Raw genomic sequence first — 18,125 nt, 5'->3', positions numbered from 1 at the left:
CCTCTCCTTGCTAATTAATAGCAAGTAATAAAGCAAACTTATTAGCTAAAAACATACTATTGTATCTAACAGTAAACTTCATATAATCACTTTGGCCTTAATTTTTAAGATGGGTTTTAAGTAATTTTTAATATCCCGTTTTTATAAAAACAACCTCAAGGCAAATCCAAATGCGCATAGCAATACACTTGAAAACATAAGCCATTGCTGTACTTTGGCATTTCCTATAGTTGGTTGATCTGTTGATTTAAAAATATCTGCAAAAGGTGAGAAAAATATTTTCGGCATTAACGATAAACTAAGCAGCATTAAAAAGGCCCCAATACTCATCATTAGATCTTCGGCTTTAAATTCGATAATCAAAAAGTCGTAAATACCGCTAATTAATAGCAAAAAAGCAAAGCTAATACATAGCGTAAACGCTACTTTTTCTCTTGTAGATAAATTATTCATACAAAATCCTTCTTACATAAAACTTTAATCAATAAATTAAACGAGTTACGGTAATAAAACCAACTGTAATTTGTAACTACTTATTAATTAACCTTAATATTTGACCTAAAGCGATTGCCTTATTTACTCTTTTTTGTCTAACTACGGCTAAAACATTAATTGCAAACATAATGAAGTGTTTAGCTTACCTATATTGTTTAATAACAGGTGTGGCTAAACAAAAACAAATATAAAAACATGTACTCGCCCTAATAAAGTTTGCTTTGTAAATCATTAGCACAAATGTATTTTTCACTTAATTTAGCGAGCCCAATCATTTTCTCGTTAAAAACACGTGAATAAGCAATAGCATGTTCTTCCAGCTCAATGTATGCAGAACAATTACTGGTGTCTGAACCAACCCACAAAACGTCCCATTTAGTTTTTAATATAATACAAGCAGACATGTGGATATGTTCAAACCCCGGACGTGCAGGAGCTAAACCATTAGCGACGGCAATAAAAGAAACGCCTTTAGCCTTAAAACTTTGTTTTGCATCAGCGCCGGCACGTTCAATAACAAAGTCATTGCGTAGATGTTCAAAAGAGCAATCACTAGCTAAAACAAGAGGAGAAAAAAGAGAAATAAAAGGTATAACTATCTTCATGAAACCCCTTAATAATTACCACTCAAAATGGGTGAGGAACATTGTCTTGCTACAATTAGTTGTTATATGCCAATTAGCACAATTGGTTCTTCGTTATCCATGAGCAAGTTTAGTTCTTCGATTTTCCAGATACCTGCAGATTTGTACATTGCAACATATGCGAGTCCTGATTTATCATTACCTACTATTTTGATAGCAAAATTTGCTTCACCCTTAACTCCACTATCGGAAATTTCAAATCCATTTGCGTAATCAAATGAAAAATCTGGGGATTGGCCAAAGTTAGCTTGAACAATAGGATTAGTAGATAGTTTACTTACTGTCATCTTGAATGCGCGGCTGTCAGTAAATTTAGCTATTACGGAAGCCATTATTATTGTAAATATGGTGATAAAAACACAAAAGAACATTACTCGTTTATGGAATTTACTTTTACTATTCCACCATGCGAATCCTACATAAATAACTGACATTTAACTCTATACTCCCTTGGCACATAACGGCCCAATATGCCGACGAAACGAGCTCAGCGAATTGAGATCGGAATAATTGGGTTGATATGTGATTACAATTTAACAACCAGTGCTTTTGTTTTTAGACTTAAACAAACCTTTACCAGTTAATAGCGACAAATAAACACCCACGACAATTATCATTAACATTGAGCCAATAAAAATCTCTCTTTGAATTACAAAAGTAACTGGAATTACAGAGGCTATAAATAACATAAAAGTGGATGAGATATTCTTCTTAGTAATATAACTCGCAGTTTTAATTCTAAATAATTTCATTATTAAACTCCTTTTTAGTTTTCAACACAAATCACATAACTTTCCAATAACGGGCGCAGACATGTGGGGCATAATGGCGAAGCCGCCCCGCGTGTTTGCGTCCCAGCGAACGAAGTGAGTGTGTTGATTGGGTTGTTATACCCGTTCTTCAAAATCCCTTACCAACTCAGTTAATAAAGCCCGTTGCTCTTGAGGAATACCATTATCTAATTCACATTCAAGCCCTCTAATTAGATAATATTCTGTCTCACTTTTTATTTTGCCTCGCTTTAAGATAGATTTGTACTTTGACCAATATCTGGTTCTTAGCGTTGATAAAGTAATCGTACCGTTGTCTAACAATTGTTCATCTAATTTACTTACAGTATTTGAGTCCCAGCTAGCAGTATCTTCAAGCGTATCGTTGATAGCCTGTTTGAGGCCTTGGAGAGCTTTTGATTTCCCAAATTTATCGACGATTTCAACCAAACAATTTGAAGGATGGATGGGATCTTCCCTCTGAATGCCAGATACATTTGTTGAATAGAATTCTAAGAATAAAGATAGCTCCTCAAATTCTAATTCTTTTTCTCTAGACATCTTCCGTGGCATCTTTTCCTCCGAGGGTATAACGCCCCAATCAGAGGCTTTTAATTGTTGGCTATGATGTGAAGCGAAGCGGAACTCAGCCAACGGTTAAAAGTCCCTGCCTGCATTGGTTTGTTAGGCGAATTACCATTTAAAAGTTACTCTACCTACAATATTACTCTCAGGTACAAACCCCCAATAACGACTGTCTAGACTATTATCTCTGTTGTCACCCAATACGAAATAATGATTATCTGGTATTAACCATTCATCTTGTTGGGTCCCAACTTGAAAAAAATAACGATTGGCTAGATCTATATGATTACTGTTCAATTTTATATCGTATGACACTTTGCCTAAAGATTCTTGATAATACCCGTGTTCAGAATCATCTTCGCTTCGAGTAAATTTATACTCTTTCTCCACTTCCTTAAAACTAGGGCAATTGGCTGATTCATCCAAACACGAAGGTTTAATAAAAATACTTTTGTTGCGGTAGACCACTTTATCGCCAGGCAACCCAATGACTCTTTTAACATAATCAATGCTGGGATTTTGGGGATATTGAAAAACTACCACATCCCCCCTTTGCAGAGCTTCAGATGGTTCTGTTTTATATATTTGTATTCCTAAGTATTTGTAGTTCCCATATCCCCTTTTACTAACTATTAATTGGTCACCGGGATTCAAGGTGGGACTCATTGACTTTGCAGGAATAGAAAATGGTTCAAATAAAAATGTTCTGCCCAAAAACGTTAAAATAAAAACTACTACAAAACATACTAATGTAGCCCACCAGCTAGCGTACCATTTTCTAATCTGAGCTTTATCGTAACGTCGAGATATTAGAAATGCGTGCAAAGGACAAATTAAAAAAATTAGCCACGTGAAGTATACGCTTTGATACCAAGCTTCCTTATTTGGTATTGCATGTAGTTTTGTATCAATCAATGAAACTAATACTGTTAAGATTAAATAAAACCAAAACAGCTTGGCTTTATTGACATACAAAAACGTAAATGGCTGTAATACAAAACCGTATAAAATACTCAGCCAGCCTTTAGGCTTCCATGAATTTTCCAATTTATCTCCTATTCGCCTAACAATTTATTAAACACCACTTTGGGGGGGTATAACACCCCAAAACGGCGTATATTACACTGCTTAATAATTCCATTAAATAACTTTAATGTAAACAAGTAATTACGTAGGCTTTAAAACACCCGTTATTAAAATACACCAAAACGACTTTTAATAATGTTATGGGACAAAACATAAGTGCTGTACAAATAAATAGTATCGGTAAATATTTCATTTCTCGCTTATAAAACACTCAACTCACTGCCTGGTAATTTAGCTAAGTGGTTTTAATTTTTGCCGCTGTTTATTATGATGAACTTTCACCCTGGCTTTTTAAATCCATTAAGGTTTTTTCTCTCATTTTATTAAGGATTAGCGTATGACTCACTATAACGAATCTCCAGAGCAAATTGCACAAGCCACCGAGGGCTATGTGATGCAGCAAACTATGTTGCGTATTAAAGATCCCAAGCCGTCGCTTGCATTTTATGAAAACGTACTGGGTATGAAACTGTTGGGAAAATACGACTTTCCTGGTATGGAGTTTACTTTGTACTTTTTAGGCTACGAGCAAGACATGCCAAAGGGCGATGATAAAGAAAAAACACAATGGGTGTTTCGCCGCCCTGCGCTGATTGAGCTTACCCATAACTGGGGTACTGAAAACGACGACAGCTTTACCGGTTATCACAGTGGTAATGAGGACCCAAAAGGCTTTGGCCATATTGGGATTAGCGTACCCGATGTATACGCTGCCTGTGAGCGCTTTGCTAAATACGATGTAGAGTTTATTAAAAAGCCAGATGGTGGTTCAATGAAAGGTCTTGCCTTTATTAAAGACCCTGACGGTTATTGGATTGAAATACTCTCGCCGGAGGGTATTACTGACATTATTCAATCGCAATAAAAAACATTAAACATAAAAAAGCCTGCAAATGCAGGCTTTTTGTTTACAAGTACTGTGAAAAACTTGAATTTATTAACGACGTAGAGCGTCTATACGCGAGTCAAGCGGCGGGTGCGATGAAAACAACTCAGCCATGCTTTTACCCCCCGCAATACCAAACGCCATCATTGATCCTTGTAACTGCGAAGGATGGTTTTGCTTTAAACGTTCAAGAGCGGAGCGCATTTTGTCGGCGCCAACTAATTTTGCTGCACCGCTATCGGCTGCAAATTCACGCTGCCTGCTGTAATGTGCCACAACTATACTTGCCAACACCCCAAACAGTACTTGGAATAACATGTCGAATAAAATGTAGGTCCAGCTTATTCCGCCCTCTTCTTCATCGCCATTAAGAAAGTTATCTACAATATTTGCCAACACTTTTGCAGCAAAAATCACAAAAGTATTAACCACACCTTGAATAAGCGTAAGCGTTACCATGTCGCCACTGGCAATATGTGACACTTCATGAGCAAGCACGGCTTCGGCTTGATCTCGGGTCATGCTTTGCATTAGCCCTGTACTTACAGCGACTAGTGAGTTGTTTTTACTTGGGCCTGTTGCAAACGCGTTCATTTCGGGGCTGTTGTAAATTGCCACTTCAGGCATTGCAATACCCGCTTTTTTGGCTTGCGCAGCAACAGTGTTTATTAACCACTGCTCGGTTTCGTTACTTGGTTGAGTAATAACCTGCGCACCAGTTGATTTTTTAGCAATCCATTTAGACATAAATAGTGAAATAAACGATCCACCAAATCCAAATACGGCTGCAATAAGTAATATACCACCTAGGCTACGATGGCTTAAGCCCAGCGCACTCATTATAATTGAAAGCACCACACCTAATACCAACATAACCGCGAGGTTAGTTAATAAAAACAAAAATACACGTTTCATTCGAGTTCTCCAAAAATAACATTTATTGCTGAGCGATTTTTCTATAATTTGATCGACTATAAGCAACACGACCCCTATGACACACTATGTCATAGGGGTCGTGTTATTTTGTGACAAACTATGTCGCAACACAAGTAGTATTTATGGATTTATTGATAAATTTTCAAGAAGTGTTTTATAAATTTGTAATTTTGGCGTTTGCTCGCTGTAAGGGCTGATAGCAAGAATAGGAAATGGTAGCCGTGCCTTTAAACTATCAAGGTTTGCTTGGTACTCATCCATATGCTCATCAACTTGGTTGGCTATCCATCCTATACAGTTAATGCCTAAGCTTTGCATATGTGCCGCGGTTAATAGCGCATGATTTAAGCAACCTAACTTCATACCGACGACTAATATAACTGGTAGTTGTTCTGTTTTAACCCAGTCGTATAAATACTCAGTATTATTAATAGGTAAAGCCCAGCCACCCGCTCCTTCTGTAAGTATAAAGTCAGCGCCTTGCTGCTTTACCGTTTTATAAGCTGCGGTAAGCTTGCTAACGTTTATACTTACCCCAGCCTGCTCTGCGGCTATGTGGGGGGCTATAGGTGGTGCAAAAGTAAAGGGATTTACCACATCGTATTTTGCACTCACCGTTGCACTTTCCATCAGCATAAGTGCGTCGGCATTAACAAGTTGATCAAACGCCATTTCAGACCCAGCAGCTAGGGGTTTATACCCTATTGCCTTTTTTTTGTGTTGAGCAAGTAACTTTAACAATAAACTAGTTACATGAGTTTTTCCGGCGTCGGTGTCGGTACCGGTAATAAAAAATTCTTTCATGGCTGTGCCTTTTATACAGACGTTATTTACGCTTTATTTAATGATAACAATACTACATGGTAAGAAACACACGCTTTTTGGTTTATTAAAGGATACGCTGCACACGCTTTTTTTAATGCCGACTTTGTTAATAACCCTTGGCGCGTATTAGCTGTGTTTTGGGTGGTTGCGCCAATAGCCTTTATTGAGCGAATGGCGTGTAATGCAGACGCATATTCGTCTGAATAAATTTTAGAGATTACCCTGTTTACCTGAAAGCCAGAATTTTGGACCGATTGGTTTATATAATCACCGGCATTAAATGTATTAATATGGTTGTGACTATCTACCGCAGCGAACGCTGTTTGTATTTCGTTAAGTGAGCCTTCAACTACAGTGCTAATATAAGCCTGCCCGCCCGGTTTTAACACCCCATAAAGTGACTGTAAAAGCGCCTTAAAATTGGCCGACCATTGCACTGCAAAGTTACTAAAAATTATATCAACACTGTTTGCTTGCAGTGGCAAGTTATCCATATCTGCGCAAATTTTGTAATCACCTTCATTACAGCTTTTGAGCATATCAAAACTTAAATCCATTGATAACACGGTACCGTACAGGCGCTGAAGTTGCTGGGTGTTTACAAGTGGGCCTGCGCCTAAATCAACGCACACCTTATTCTTATTGCAAGCTAGTGGGTTTATTAGTTTGAATAAATCATCGGCTGCTTTTTTTTGAACATGCGCATGTGTATTGTAATTACCTGCCGCTTTTGAAAAGTTAACTTGCGCTCCTTTTTTAAGTGCCGGGTTAAGCCTTTTTAATTGGGTTGTTGCAGCGGCCTTTGTAACCGGCTCAATATCCAGTGCGTGGGCAATCATAGTAGTGCCTTTGCTAAATGTTTAACAAGATAAGTAATATCATCAAAGGTGTGCGCTGCCGTTAAAGTCACTCTTAAGCGCGCAGTATTGTATGCAACCGTGGGCGGTCTAATTGCGGTAAGCCAAATTCCTTGCTGCTTGAGTTTATTGGCCGCTTTTATTGTTTGCTCTGCGCAGCCCAGAACAATGGGTTGAATAGCCGTATCGGACTCCATTACCGCTATATTATGCTGTTGTGCAAGGTGTTTAAATGCCGCTATGTTTTTATTTAATGTTGAGCGTTGCGTATCAGCTGCTTTAATGTGCTTTATACGCGCTAAGGTATTGTTTGCCATTAACGGCGACATAGCTGTTGAGTATGTGTAATCGCGATTATATTGCAGCATGTAGTCTATAAATGAGTGTGAACCCAATACACACGCGCCGCTACTGGCAACCGCTTTACCAAATGTAATGACGAGTATGTCGGGCACAGTATCGCCAATAAGTGTTTCGCAACTACCAAGACCTGTTTTACCCAAAGCGCCAAAGCCGTGCGCATCATCTATCATCAACCAAGCATTATGTTGTTTTGCAAGGAGCAGTAAATCTTTAATGGGGGCCGTATCGCCATCCATCGAAAAAACGCCTTCGCTAATAATTAACTTGTTTTGTGCTTTTGACTTTTCGAGCCGAGACCGTAAATGGTTTAAATCGTTATGATTAAAACGTATTAATGCCGCATTAGAGTGAAGCGCCCCATCTATTAAGCTGGCGTGGTTTAACTTGTCTTGAAAAATAGCACTGCTTTGCGCTGCTGATTTATCCTGAAACAACGCTTTAATTACACTGCTATTAGCACTAAAGCCAGAATTAAAAAGCAGCCCAGCTTGATAACCAAACTGAGTGCATAAGTACTGCTCTAATGCTTGCTGCTGTATTTGATACCCTGTTACTAAAGCAGAGCTGTGGCTACCTAGCGTGTTAACATTTTCACTATGAATAGCTATATCACCAAAGCCCAAATAGTCATTACTAGCAAAATTTAAATACGTTTTATTATCAACCTCAATAGTGCGTGCCGTGGCATTTTGCACCACGTGGCGTTTTCGTAAAAGCGATTGCTCTGCCCGCTCATTAAGGTGTGTACTAATAAATTCAAATGGCATGAGTAAGACTTAATTAGGCTTCGTAAAACAATTCAGATGTGGCTTTATCAGCTACTTGCGATGAAAGCGACGCAGCTACGGCTTCGTCTGAATAATCTTCACGCGTTTCTGGGTTCATACCTAACTTTTTAATAAGGTTCATGTCTGCATCGGCTTCTGGATTTTCTGTAGTAAGTAGTTTATCACCATAAAATATAGAGTTAGCGCCCGCAAAAAAGCACATTGATTGCATTTGCTCATTCATGGCATTACGCCCTGCCGACAAACGTACATAGCTGTGCGGCATCATGATACGGGCTGTGGCTATGGTTCGTATAAATTCAAAATGATCTAAATCGTCCACGTTTTCAAGCGGGGTACCTTTTACTTTTACCAGCATATTAATAGGCACACTTTCTGGCTGCTGTGGTAAGTTAGCTAACTGCATTAGTAAACCATAACGGTCGGCGGCTTGCTCTCCCATACCGACTATACCGCCTGAACACACTTTCATACCTGCATCACGTACGTGATCTATGGTATTTAATCTGTCTTCAAACGTACGGGTTGATATAATTTGCTCGTAGTACTCAGGTGAGGTATCAAGGTTATGATTATAGTAATCAAGCCCTGCACTGCTGAGTTCATGGGCTTTTTCGTTTGTGAGTTTGCCCAGCGTCATGCAGGTTTCAAGGCCAAGCTCTTTTACTTCTTTTACCATTTTTGAAATGTATGGCATGTCTCTGTCTTTTGGATCTGACCAAGCTGCACCCATACAAAAACGTGTAGCGCCTTTTTGTTTAGCAAGGCGTGCTTGCTCTACTACTTTTTCTACTTCTATTAGGCGTTCGCGTTCAAGGTCGGTTTTATAATGCCCAGATTGCGGGCAATATTTACAGTCTTCTGGGCAAGCGCCTGTTTTAATTGATAACAAAGTAGAAATTTGTACTTCATTTGGATTGAAGTTAGCACGGTGAACCGACGCAGCTTTAAACAGTAAATCGTTAAACGGCATTTCAAATAATGCTTTAACTTCGCTATGGGTCCAATCGTGACGAACAGGTGCACGTTCCATAATTCTCTCTTTATTTTTTTCATATTGGTGATGTTGGATTAGTCTAAAACTTCACGTACCATTGTCAACGAAGCCCACCCAGTTAAAGTTTACATATGAATAAAAAACAACCAATTGATTTAAATTTTGATCGTGAACACATTTGGCATCCATACACCTCAATGACTCAGCCTATTCCTGTTTACCCTGTCACCCATGCTAAACACAATATAATTTACCTCGAAACAGGCGAACAACTAATTGATGGGATGGCATCGTGGTGGAGTGCTATTCATGGTTATAACCACCCTGCTATTAACCAGGCAATGGTTGAACAAATTAATGACATGAGCCATGTAATGTTTGGGGGTATTACGCATTCAAGTGCAGTTGAGCTGTGCAAAAAGCTCGTCAAGATTACACCTAGCAGCTTAAACAAAGTATTTTTAGCTGATAGTGGCTCAGTGAGTGTTGAAGTAGCTATTAAGATGGCACTGCAATATTGGTTAAGCCAAGGTATTAGAACAAAACAAAAATTAATGACGCCTTATAAGGGCTATCATGGCGATACGTTTGCTGCTATGAGTGTATGCGATCCTGTTAACTCTATGCATAGCCTATATAAAGGTTTTTTACCTGATCACATATTTGTACCTGCCCCGGCCAGTAAGTTTTCTGGTACTTTTGAAAAAAGTGAAGCGATTGAACTTGAACATTATTTTAAAAATAATCACCAACACGTAGCCGCTTTTATCATTGAGCCTATTGTACAAAACGCAGGTGGTATGAATTTTTACCACCCCGACTATTTAGCCTGTGTAAGGCAGCTATGCACGCAATATAATGTACTTTTAATATGCGACGAAATAGCCACTGGATTTGGCCGAACAGGTAAATTATTTGCGGTTGAACACGCCAATATCGAACCCGATATCTTATGCATAGGTAAAGCACTAACGGGTGGCTCAATGACTTTATCTGCCACACTGACTAGCGATAAAATTGCCAAAGGCATAAGCGAAGGTGAAGCCGGTGTTTTGATGCACGGTCCTACCTTTATGGGTAACCCGCTAGCGTGTGCAGCTGCGTGTGCCAGCATAGATTTATTACTTGAGCAAAACTGGCAACAGCGTGTAGCTGATATAAATGACCAACTCCAGCAATTACATCAATGTATGGAGCTCAAAGATGTTGCTGATGTTAGAACCTTAGGTGCAATAGGCGTTGTAGAATTATCTGATGAAGTGGGAAGCATTGATGTTGCCACTATCCAAGCTTATTTTGTAGAAAAAGGCGTATGGATCCGCCCTTTCGGTAAACTAATTTATCTTATGCCACCGTATATAAGTGACGAAAACAGTATTAAAACGCTTTGCAATGCAATATACAGTGCAATTAAAGGCAAACATTACGCTAAAGCTTGTTAATTATTGTCGGTCTAAAAGTGATGCTAATTAGCCAAGGGCGGATTTAACTTGATGTAGATCATCTACATTAATTAAATTCGTCTTCAAGCCTTCAAATATGTGATTAGCGGTTTTAGTATATTGCTCTTCGTAATATTTACGGATATGATAATACCTATCATTTACAATTACCTTTTGGACGTCTTACATGAACTTATTTTTTAAACCAGCCAAAGCATTAGGTGCCTCTTTTTTAATCGCGTCTGCATTTATTTCACAACCTTTATTTGCTAACGGCCCTATTGGCGAGCATGTAAATCACCTTCAAGCTAACCTTAAAAGTTATAATGAAGAAGTTGAGTGGATGGTAGGTAAAGTGGACACGCTTGTTAGCACCTACGAAAGTAAAGGCGCTAAAGCTGTAAACACCGACGATTTAATTGAATATTGGGAATCGGTAAAATTTCACAGTGCAATTGAAACTAACTTAGTACCTGTTTATGCCTCTATTTGGCAAGGTTTGTACGGTGTAAAAATGGCAATTGATGGTGGTAAATCAGCAGCTGAAGTACGTACACAACAACACGCTATGAATACTGCCTTATGGCAAGGTTTAGGTGCAGTTAAACTAGCGGCTAAATTTCAACAAAAAGGCTTGTTAAAGGCGGTTACAGCCACAGCAAGCAAAGAAATGACACAAAGTGCAACAATAGACGAAATAAAGCACAAACTAGACCGCGTTATCGCAAAACTTGCTGAACGCCTTCAAGACGAAGCAACTGAAATTGTACACGACACCTACCTACACTTATTCGAAGGCGTTGAAGGAACACTTATTGAGCAAGATGCCAATTTAGTGGAGGCACTTGAAAAAGATTTTAACGTAACGCTTCCAAAAACGATTGCAGACAACAAAAGTGTTGATGAAGTGCGTGATGTAGTAACTGACATGCAAACAAAATTAGACCGCGCTAAGGGTTTAATTGAAAAAGCCGAAAAAAATCGTAAGGACGTTTTTTAGTGGAACGCAGAACCTTTATACAAGGGTTGGCTGCATTAGGGGTAATGGGCTCATTGCCATTACCTCTATCGCAGGCTTTTGCCAATACGGTAAATAACCCCGTGTCGGTTGACGATTTACCAAAGCTTAAAGGTGATTTAACCTTATATTTAGGCCGAGGTGAAGGCGGTTTGTACGAAAATGTATTACAAGCTATCCAAAAGAATAACCCTGATTTTAATTTAGCTATTCGCCGCGGACCCACCGCTGCGCTTGCCAACACAATTGTTGCAGAAGCCAAAGCTGGCGTTAAACGCGCTGATTTATTTTGGGCTGTTGACTCTGGTGCTATTGGCCTAGTAACTGATGCAGGACTTGCTAAGCCACTGCCAAACGATTTATCAGCGCAACTGCAGCCACAATTTAAGTACAAAGAGTGGGCACCAGTAACTGGCCGTATACGTACATTGCCTTATAACACATCACGTTTAACGAAAGATCAAATTCCAACGAGTATTATGGAAATTGCTGAAAGCGATTTGAGTATAGGTTGGGCGCCTGCCTATGCGTCTTTTCAATCGTTTGTTACTGCAATGCGTATTTTAGAAGGTGATGATAAAACAGCTAAATGGCTCAAAAAAGTTAAAAAGCGTGCAAAAACCTACGCTGGTGAATTAGGTGTTGTTATGGGTGTAGGACGGGGTGAAGTAGATATCGGCTTTGCCAATCATTACTACACCTTGCGATTGAAGTCAGGCAAGCCTGATGCAAAACTTGATTTAGCGTTTACTCAAAACGACGCAGGCTGTTTGGTAAATGCTTCTGGCATTTTAACGCTTAACAGTGATCCGCTTGCAACTAACTTTATGCGTTATTTACTGAGTAAAGAAGTGCAAGGTTATTTAGCACGTGAAGCATACGAAATACCGCTAGTAAACGGTATTGAGCAGCCAGACGGTTTACCTTCGCTTTCAAGTGTTTTACCACCTAAAATTGATTTAACACAACTTGCAGATTTACGTCCCACTATTGACTTAATGCGCAGCAACGGCGTTTTATAATGCGAATACCTCCATCTTATCCAATGGCGCTGCTTGCAGCGCTCATTACGCTTACTCCTATTTGTATATTAATGGTGCTTGCAAGCGACTCAAGCTCTTATTTTGATAGCCATAACTTGGCCATTTTAGGCAATACACTGGCTTTAATGGGCTTAACTGTTTTGGGTTCTATTTTGATTGGCGTGCCACTGGCATTTATAAGTGCCTATGTTCATTTACCCTTTAAAAAAGCATGGCTTGTATTGTTTGCAGCCCCGCTTGCTATTCCCAGTTATATTGGTGCATTTACGCTTTACGCGGCATTTGGCCCTGGGGGAGAAATAAATAATCTATTAGGATTTGAAACACCCCCTATGTATGGGTTATCAGGTGCTGCAATAGTTATGACACTGTATACGTTTCCATTTGTAATGATGACGACCCGATCATCGTTATTAAGTTTAGATGCCAGCATGGTAAACGCAGCACGTACATTGGGTATGTCGATGACACAAAGTGTATTCAACGTTATTTTACCCCGTGTAGTGAATGGCATTGCTGCTGGGTCGTTATTAGTGGCACTTTATACTTTATCTGACTTTGGCACCCCAGCCATGATGCGTCTTGATACCTTTACACGTGTTATTTATGTTGAATACAACGCCTTTGCACTGGGTCGCGCAGCGATGCTGTCGCTTCAGTTAATGGTTATTGTAGGTTTTTTACTACTTATAGAATCACAAATAAAAACGGCTACTGAGCGCCATGGCCGCCCTCTTATTTTATTTCCAAATAAGCTACAACTAGGTGCTATATTTACTCTGTTCGCTCCTGCCCTACTACTGGCTATAGGTTTACCACTGGCCATATTTTTTATATGGCTTGCGAGAGATGGCGTAAGTAATTTTGACTTTACAATTGCATGGCACTCTACTTATGCGTCTGCGCTTGCTGCTATTGTGGCAGTTATCGTAGCTGTGCCAGTTGCACATGCAGCCCTCAGTGGTAAAGCTGGTCGAATTATGGAGCGAGTAACCTATTTTGGCTTTGGCATACCTGGCATTGTAATGGGCACGGCGCTCGTTTATGGCGGGTTACAATTACCATTTTTATATCAAACTTTAGGGTTATTAATCATAGCGTATATGCTACGTTTTTTACCCCTAGCGGTTGGTTCAATTCGCACCAGCACCGAACATTTAGATCCAAGCTTGGTGAAATCTGCTCGCGTCCTTGGCGCAAGCCCGCGTGAAGCCTTTACGCGTATTACCTTGCCTTTAACCATGCGCGGTATCGTGGCTGGTGGCGCATTGGTGTTTTTAGAATCAATGCGTGAACTTGAAGCAACCTTATTATTAGGTCCAACAGGGTTTGAAACTCTGTCTACTTATTTATGGCGTGTATACGAAGCTGGCTATTTTGGCCGAGCTGCCATTCCTGGGCTGTTATTAGTGGTGATCTCTGCTTGTGGTTTAGCTATTATGATGTCTGGCGAAAAACGTAACCAGTTTGAACATTAAGGATTAGAAGTAAATGCTATCTGTAAGTCAGTTGTCTATAGATTATGGCAGTAATCGTGTTGTAAGCGATTTAAATTTAACGCTTGGTGAAAACGAAATCCTAATGCTTGTTGGTCCAACCGGTTGTGGTAAAAGTACAATATTACAAGCACTCGCAGGCTTAATACCTATCTCTGAAGGTGAAATAAACGCAGATAAATGGCGTGCAACCCCTAATAAATCGGTGCCCCCTGAAAAGCGCAGTGTAGGTATGGTTTTTCAAGACTTTGCGTTATTTCCGCATTTAACGGTTGAGCAAAATATTTATTTTAAATTAAAAGATAACAGCGTTGCGAATCATTGGATTAACTTACTTGGTCTTGAAGAGTTTAGGACTAAGAAACCTGCAACTCTGTCTGGCGGTCAAAAACAACGTGTTGCTCTAGCACGTACCCTTGCCCACCAGCCAGAATTTGTATTACTCGATGAGCCGCTATCAAATTTAGACGCAGCTTTAAAAGACATGTTGCGTTGGGATATACGAAATGCACTTAAAAATGCGGGTGTGCCTGCTATTTGGGTAACACATGACCAAGAAGAAGCCCTATCTGTTGGTGACCGTGTTGGTATTTTGAAAGGCGGAAAAATACAACAAATTGACACTCCCGAAAAATGCTTTAGTACCCCCGCTAATCGTTTTGTTGCGCGTTTTTTGGGTGAAGCTAGCTTTATAAAAGGCACGTTAAATAATGGCCAAGCACTTACCGACATTGGTAATGTTCCCGCTCACGGTGTTGACTGCGCTCTAGGCGATGTTGATGTCTTATTGCGTCCAGACGATGTTTTATTAGTGCAAAGCAGTGTAGGTAATAATGGCGAAGTTATTTGGGTACGTTTTGAAGGCGGAAGCCGATTATGCGCAATAAAACTTGCCTGTGGTACTGTAGTTACTAGCCGTGTGAGTCATGAAGTGGTTGTTCACCCTGGTGATAACGTGCATGTTTCGCTAAGCACTTCTCATCCACTGGCGGCATTTAAAAGCTAGCGGATTAACCATGTTACTTTGGAGGAAACTATGAACGGACCAAACCCAAATAACCCATCCCCAATGCCAGGGTTTCCTCAAGTAGGTTATTTAAAAAATTTTATTACTTCACCTAATATCGAAGTGGGTGATTATACATATTACGACGACCCTGATGGGCCTGAACACTTCGAAAAAAATGTCCTTTATCATTTCGATTTTATTGGAGATCGTCTCATCATAGGTAAGTTTTGTGCGATAGCCAAAGATGTGACCTTCATAATGAATGGGGCAAATCATCAAAGTGCTGGTTTTTCTACCTACCCTTTTTTTATATTTGGTAACGGGTGGGAAAAGTCTGCACCCCAACTAGGTGATTTACCTTTTAAAGGCGATACTGAAATAGGGAATGATGTGTGGATTGGCTATAACGCCACCATCATGCCTGGGGTAAAAATAGGAAGTGGCGCAATCATTGCCAGTAAATCGGTAGTGACCAGCGATGTACCTGCTTATGCTGTCGTTGGTGGGAATCCAGCAAAAATAATCAAACAGCGTTTTGACGATAAAACGATTAGTGCACTGCTATCCATAGCATGGTGGGACTGGAGCAGTGACAAAATCACTACTCATTTAGATGCTATAACTCACAATAATTTAGATGTATTGTCTAAACTTTAGCACTACCACTCAAACATATACGCCATTTTACTTATCGTTTTAAGCGGCACATTATGCGAGTTACGTTTAGCGTATAGGTGCTGCATAGATTTATCTTTAACTTCACCCACAATCACTTCTTTTACTTGATAACCTAATGCAACAGCTGCTTGAGTGTATGCCACAAATTCCCATTTTTTAATATTGGTGTTGTCTACAATTACCAGCGGAATGTCTTGTGCGAGGGCCTGTATAAAACGGGCTAAATTTAAATTATGGTATTGGGGTAATTTAAATTTATCAAAGTGATATTCACCCTGCTCGTTTAAAAAGTAATCGTCTGTTGAGCAAATTAAATATTGGCTTTCATCTGCAGTCGCTAATTCGTCTGCTAAATTTTGTGCATAATACGACTTACCGCTTCCAGGTAGTCCACGTAAAATAAAAACTTGTTTCATAGCATCCATTTCTAAAGTAATGGTCATTATTGAGTAATCAAAAAATATATAATGCCACAAAATCGTTAAACTTCAGAGCAGCAAATAATAAACTTAGTCATTTGTGCCTTAAAATCGACTAAAAATAAACCGCATTGATAAAAACTTTTAAAGAGTTGCCCGCAACAGTTTTTTTATTTTACTTTACTAGGTAAGATACAGGGTTCTAGTACAGCACCTTCTATTAATAAAATAGAGCGTATGTGTTGTACATATTTAAATAAATAAAGTTAGGCAACTTATATCATTGGAGTGAAGATGAGCCATTTAGCGATTTCAGAGCTATTAAAAGGCAATGTTGCGGTAGACAGCCAAGTAACAATTAAGGGCTGGATCCGTACTCGCCGCGATTCAAAAGCAGGAATATCATTTTTAGCCGTTCATGACGGTTCGTGTTTTGATCCTATTCAAGCGGTAGTTCCTAATTCACTAAATAATTATGATGAAGTTACTAGCTTAACAGCCGGTTGTTCTGTATCGGTTACTGGTGTTTTAGTTCAATCTGCTGGCCAAGGTCAATCGTTTGAAATTCAAGCTAATTCAGTAAAAGTTTTAGGTTGGGTAGAAAACCCAGATTCATACCCAATGTCGGCAAAGCGCCACAGCATTGAATACTTACGCGAACACGCGCACCTTCGCCCTCGTACTAACATGATTGGCGCTGTTACACGTGTACGTAACTGCTTAGCACAAGCTATCCATCGTTTTTATCACGAGCAAGGCTTTTATTGGATCAGTACGCCAATTATCACAGCAAGTGACTGTGAAGGCGCAGGTGAAATGTTCCGTGTATCGACACTCGATATGCAAAACCTTCCACGTACAGATAAAGGTGATGTTGATTACAGCGAAGATTTTTTTGGTAAAGAAGCATTCTTAACTGTATCTGGCCAGTTAAACGGCGAAACTTACGCGTCTGCAATGTCAAAAATTTATACGTTTGGCCCAACTTTCCGTGCAGAAAACTCAAATACTTCACGTCACTTAGCTGAATTTTGGATGGTTGAACCAGAAGTTGCGTTTGCTGATTTAGAAGACATCGCAAAACTTGCAGAAAACATGCTTAAGTACGTATTTAAAGCGGTACTTGAAGAGCGCCGTGACGATATGGAGTTTTTTGCACTACGTGTTGAAAAAACAGCCATTAGCCGTTTAGAAGAATTTGTAGAAAAAGACTTTGCCCAAGTTGATTACACTGACGCAGTAGAAATACTTAAAGCCTGTGGTAAAAAGTTTGAGTACGCTGTTGAATGGGGTGTAGATTTACAATCAGAGCACGAACGCTACTTAGCAGAAGAACATTTTAAAGCACCTGTAGTAATTAAAAACTACCCACGTGATATTAAAGCATTTTACATGCGCCAAAACGAAGACGGCAAAACCGTTGCCGCTATGGACGTAGTTGCACCGGGTATTGGTGAAATTATTGGTGGTTCTCAGCGTGAAGAGCGTTTAGATGTGCTTGATGCGCGCCTTGAAGAAATGGGCTTAAACAAAGAAGACTACAGCTGGTACCGCGATTTACGTAAATACGGTAGCGTACCGCATTCAGGCTTTGGTTTAGGTTTTGAGCGCTTAGTTGCTTATGTAACAGGTATGGGCAACGTACGTGATGTAATTGCCTTCCCTCGTACAAAAGGCAGCGCAACGTACTAAAATTTAGATTAATAAGTTGTTTTAATATTTAAAACCAGCCAATTGGCTGGTTTTTTTATAACAATAACTTAGCGTATAAAAAAAGCCGCAGCACCC

Annotated in this window: 20 protein-coding genes; 8 read left to right on the top strand and 12 right to left on the bottom strand. The window is 39.6% G+C overall.

From position 1 onward, the window contains the following. Window positions 1-141 precede the first annotated feature (141 nt). From CWB62_RS10410 to lepB, 6 genes are all read right to left on the bottom strand, one after another. A complete protein-coding gene (locus tag CWB62_RS10410; protein WP_138527612.1) occupies window positions 142-453 on the bottom strand; it encodes a hypothetical protein in 312 nt (103 codons plus the stop codon). A gap of 248 nt (window positions 454-701) precedes the next feature. Continuing rightward, on the bottom strand, window positions 702-1,100 hold the full coding sequence (locus CWB62_RS10405; protein WP_138527610.1) for a hypothetical protein: 399 nt from the start codon (window positions 1,098-1,100) through the stop codon (window positions 702-704). Window positions 1,101-1,162: 62 nt separating this feature from the next. Next, complete coding sequence (locus tag CWB62_RS10400; protein ID WP_138527608.1) at window positions 1,163-1,573, bottom strand: cytochrome c oxidase assembly factor Coa1 family protein; 411 nt, start codon at window positions 1,571-1,573, stop codon at window positions 1,163-1,165. Between the two features lie 99 nt (window positions 1,574-1,672). Beyond that, window positions 1,673-1,891 (bottom strand): hypothetical protein, encoded by a 219-nt coding sequence (locus CWB62_RS10395; protein WP_138527606.1) that lies wholly within the window; start codon window positions 1,889-1,891, stop codon window positions 1,673-1,675. A gap of 135 nt (window positions 1,892-2,026) precedes the next feature. Next, a complete protein-coding gene (locus CWB62_RS10390; RefSeq protein WP_138527604.1) occupies window positions 2,027-2,563 on the bottom strand; it encodes a hypothetical protein in 537 nt (178 codons plus the stop codon). Between the two features lie 39 nt (window positions 2,564-2,602). Further along, a complete protein-coding gene (lepB, locus tag CWB62_RS10385; RefSeq protein ID WP_138527602.1) occupies window positions 2,603-3,541 on the bottom strand; it encodes a signal peptidase I in 939 nt (312 codons plus the stop codon). A gap of 376 nt (window positions 3,542-3,917) precedes the next feature. On the opposite strand from lepB, the gene gloA reads away from it, so the two are divergent. Beyond that, on the top strand, window positions 3,918-4,445 hold the full coding sequence (gloA, locus tag CWB62_RS10375) for a lactoylglutathione lyase (protein ID WP_138527600.1): 528 nt from the start codon (window positions 3,918-3,920) through the stop codon (window positions 4,443-4,445). Window positions 4,446-4,517: 72 nt separating this feature from the next. On the opposite strand, the gene htpX is transcribed toward gloA, so the two are convergent. The 5 genes from htpX to bioB form a co-directional block, all read right to left on the bottom strand. Beyond that, the gene (htpX, locus tag CWB62_RS10370; RefSeq protein WP_138527598.1) at window positions 4,518-5,381 is read right to left on the bottom strand and encodes a protease HtpX; all 864 of its coding nucleotides are present in this window, start codon (window positions 5,379-5,381) and stop codon (window positions 4,518-4,520) included. 141 nt (window positions 5,382-5,522) lie between these two features. Then, window positions 5,523-6,206, bottom strand: a complete 684-nt coding sequence (bioD, locus tag CWB62_RS10365; RefSeq protein WP_138527596.1) for a dethiobiotin synthase — start codon at window positions 6,204-6,206, stop codon at window positions 5,523-5,525. Between the two features lie 26 nt (window positions 6,207-6,232). Beyond that, window positions 6,233-7,066, bottom strand: a complete 834-nt coding sequence (locus CWB62_RS10360; protein ID WP_138527595.1) for a methyltransferase domain-containing protein — start codon at window positions 7,064-7,066, stop codon at window positions 6,233-6,235. Continuing rightward, window positions 7,063-8,214, bottom strand: a complete 1,152-nt coding sequence (locus CWB62_RS10355; protein WP_138527594.1) for an aminotransferase class I/II-fold pyridoxal phosphate-dependent enzyme — start codon at window positions 8,212-8,214, stop codon at window positions 7,063-7,065. The genes CWB62_RS10360 and CWB62_RS10355 overlap by 4 nt, the downstream gene beginning before the upstream one ends. 13 nt (window positions 8,215-8,227) lie before the next feature. Then, window positions 8,228-9,268, bottom strand: coding sequence for a biotin synthase BioB (gene bioB, locus CWB62_RS10350; protein ID WP_058405598.1), 1,041 nt, complete (start codon window positions 9,266-9,268; stop codon window positions 8,228-8,230). A gap of 95 nt (window positions 9,269-9,363) precedes the next feature. Between bioB and bioA the strand changes: the two genes are divergently transcribed. The 6 genes from bioA to CWB62_RS10320 all read left to right on the top strand — a co-directional run bounded on the left by bioA (window position 9,364) and on the right by CWB62_RS10320 (window position 15,897). Beyond that, entirely contained in the window at window positions 9,364-10,674 is a 1,311-nt protein-coding gene (gene bioA / locus CWB62_RS10345; protein ID WP_138527593.1) for an adenosylmethionine--8-amino-7-oxononanoate transaminase, read from the top strand. A 187-nt stretch (window positions 10,675-10,861) separates the two neighbouring features. Further along, the gene (locus CWB62_RS10340) at window positions 10,862-11,674 is read left to right on the top strand and encodes a hypothetical protein (RefSeq protein ID WP_138527592.1); all 813 of its coding nucleotides are present in this window, start codon (window positions 10,862-10,864) and stop codon (window positions 11,672-11,674) included. Further along, window positions 11,674-12,714: an extracellular solute-binding protein gene (locus tag CWB62_RS10335; protein ID WP_138527591.1), complete on the top strand. Its 1,041-nt coding sequence runs from the start codon at window positions 11,674-11,676 to the stop codon at window positions 12,712-12,714. The genes CWB62_RS10340 and CWB62_RS10335 overlap by 1 nt, the downstream gene beginning before the upstream one ends. Beyond that, the gene (locus CWB62_RS10330; RefSeq protein WP_138527590.1) at window positions 12,714-14,213 is read left to right on the top strand and encodes an ABC transporter permease; all 1,500 of its coding nucleotides are present in this window, start codon (window positions 12,714-12,716) and stop codon (window positions 14,211-14,213) included. Before CWB62_RS10335 ends, CWB62_RS10330 begins: the two co-directional genes overlap by 1 nt. A 13-nt stretch (window positions 14,214-14,226) precedes the next feature. Continuing rightward, complete coding sequence (locus CWB62_RS10325) at window positions 14,227-15,237, top strand: ABC transporter ATP-binding protein (RefSeq protein WP_138527589.1); 1,011 nt, start codon at window positions 14,227-14,229, stop codon at window positions 15,235-15,237. Between the two features lie 30 nt (window positions 15,238-15,267). Continuing rightward, window positions 15,268-15,897, top strand: coding sequence for a Vat family streptogramin A O-acetyltransferase (locus tag CWB62_RS10320; RefSeq protein ID WP_138527588.1), 630 nt, complete (start codon window positions 15,268-15,270; stop codon window positions 15,895-15,897). 2 nt (window positions 15,898-15,899) lie between these two features. Here the strand turns inward: CWB62_RS10320 and CWB62_RS10315 are convergent, their stop codons facing one another. Continuing rightward, on the bottom strand, window positions 15,900-16,334 hold the full coding sequence (locus CWB62_RS10315) for an ATP-binding protein (RefSeq protein WP_008131176.1): 435 nt from the start codon (window positions 16,332-16,334) through the stop codon (window positions 15,900-15,902). Between the two features lie 297 nt (window positions 16,335-16,631). On the opposite strand from CWB62_RS10315, the gene asnS reads away from it, so the two are divergent. Continuing rightward, window positions 16,632-18,029 (top strand): asparagine--tRNA ligase, encoded by a 1,398-nt coding sequence (gene asnS, locus CWB62_RS10310; RefSeq protein ID WP_138527587.1) that lies wholly within the window; start codon window positions 16,632-16,634, stop codon window positions 18,027-18,029. Window positions 18,030-18,125: the final 96 nt, after the last annotated feature.

Source organism: Pseudoalteromonas sp. S408, assembly GCF_005886645.1.
GTDB lineage: Bacteria > Pseudomonadota > Gammaproteobacteria > Enterobacterales > Alteromonadaceae > Pseudoalteromonas.
The sequence above is the reverse complement of the archived record's forward strand: the minus strand, read 5'-3'. Positions and strand labels throughout refer to the sequence as shown.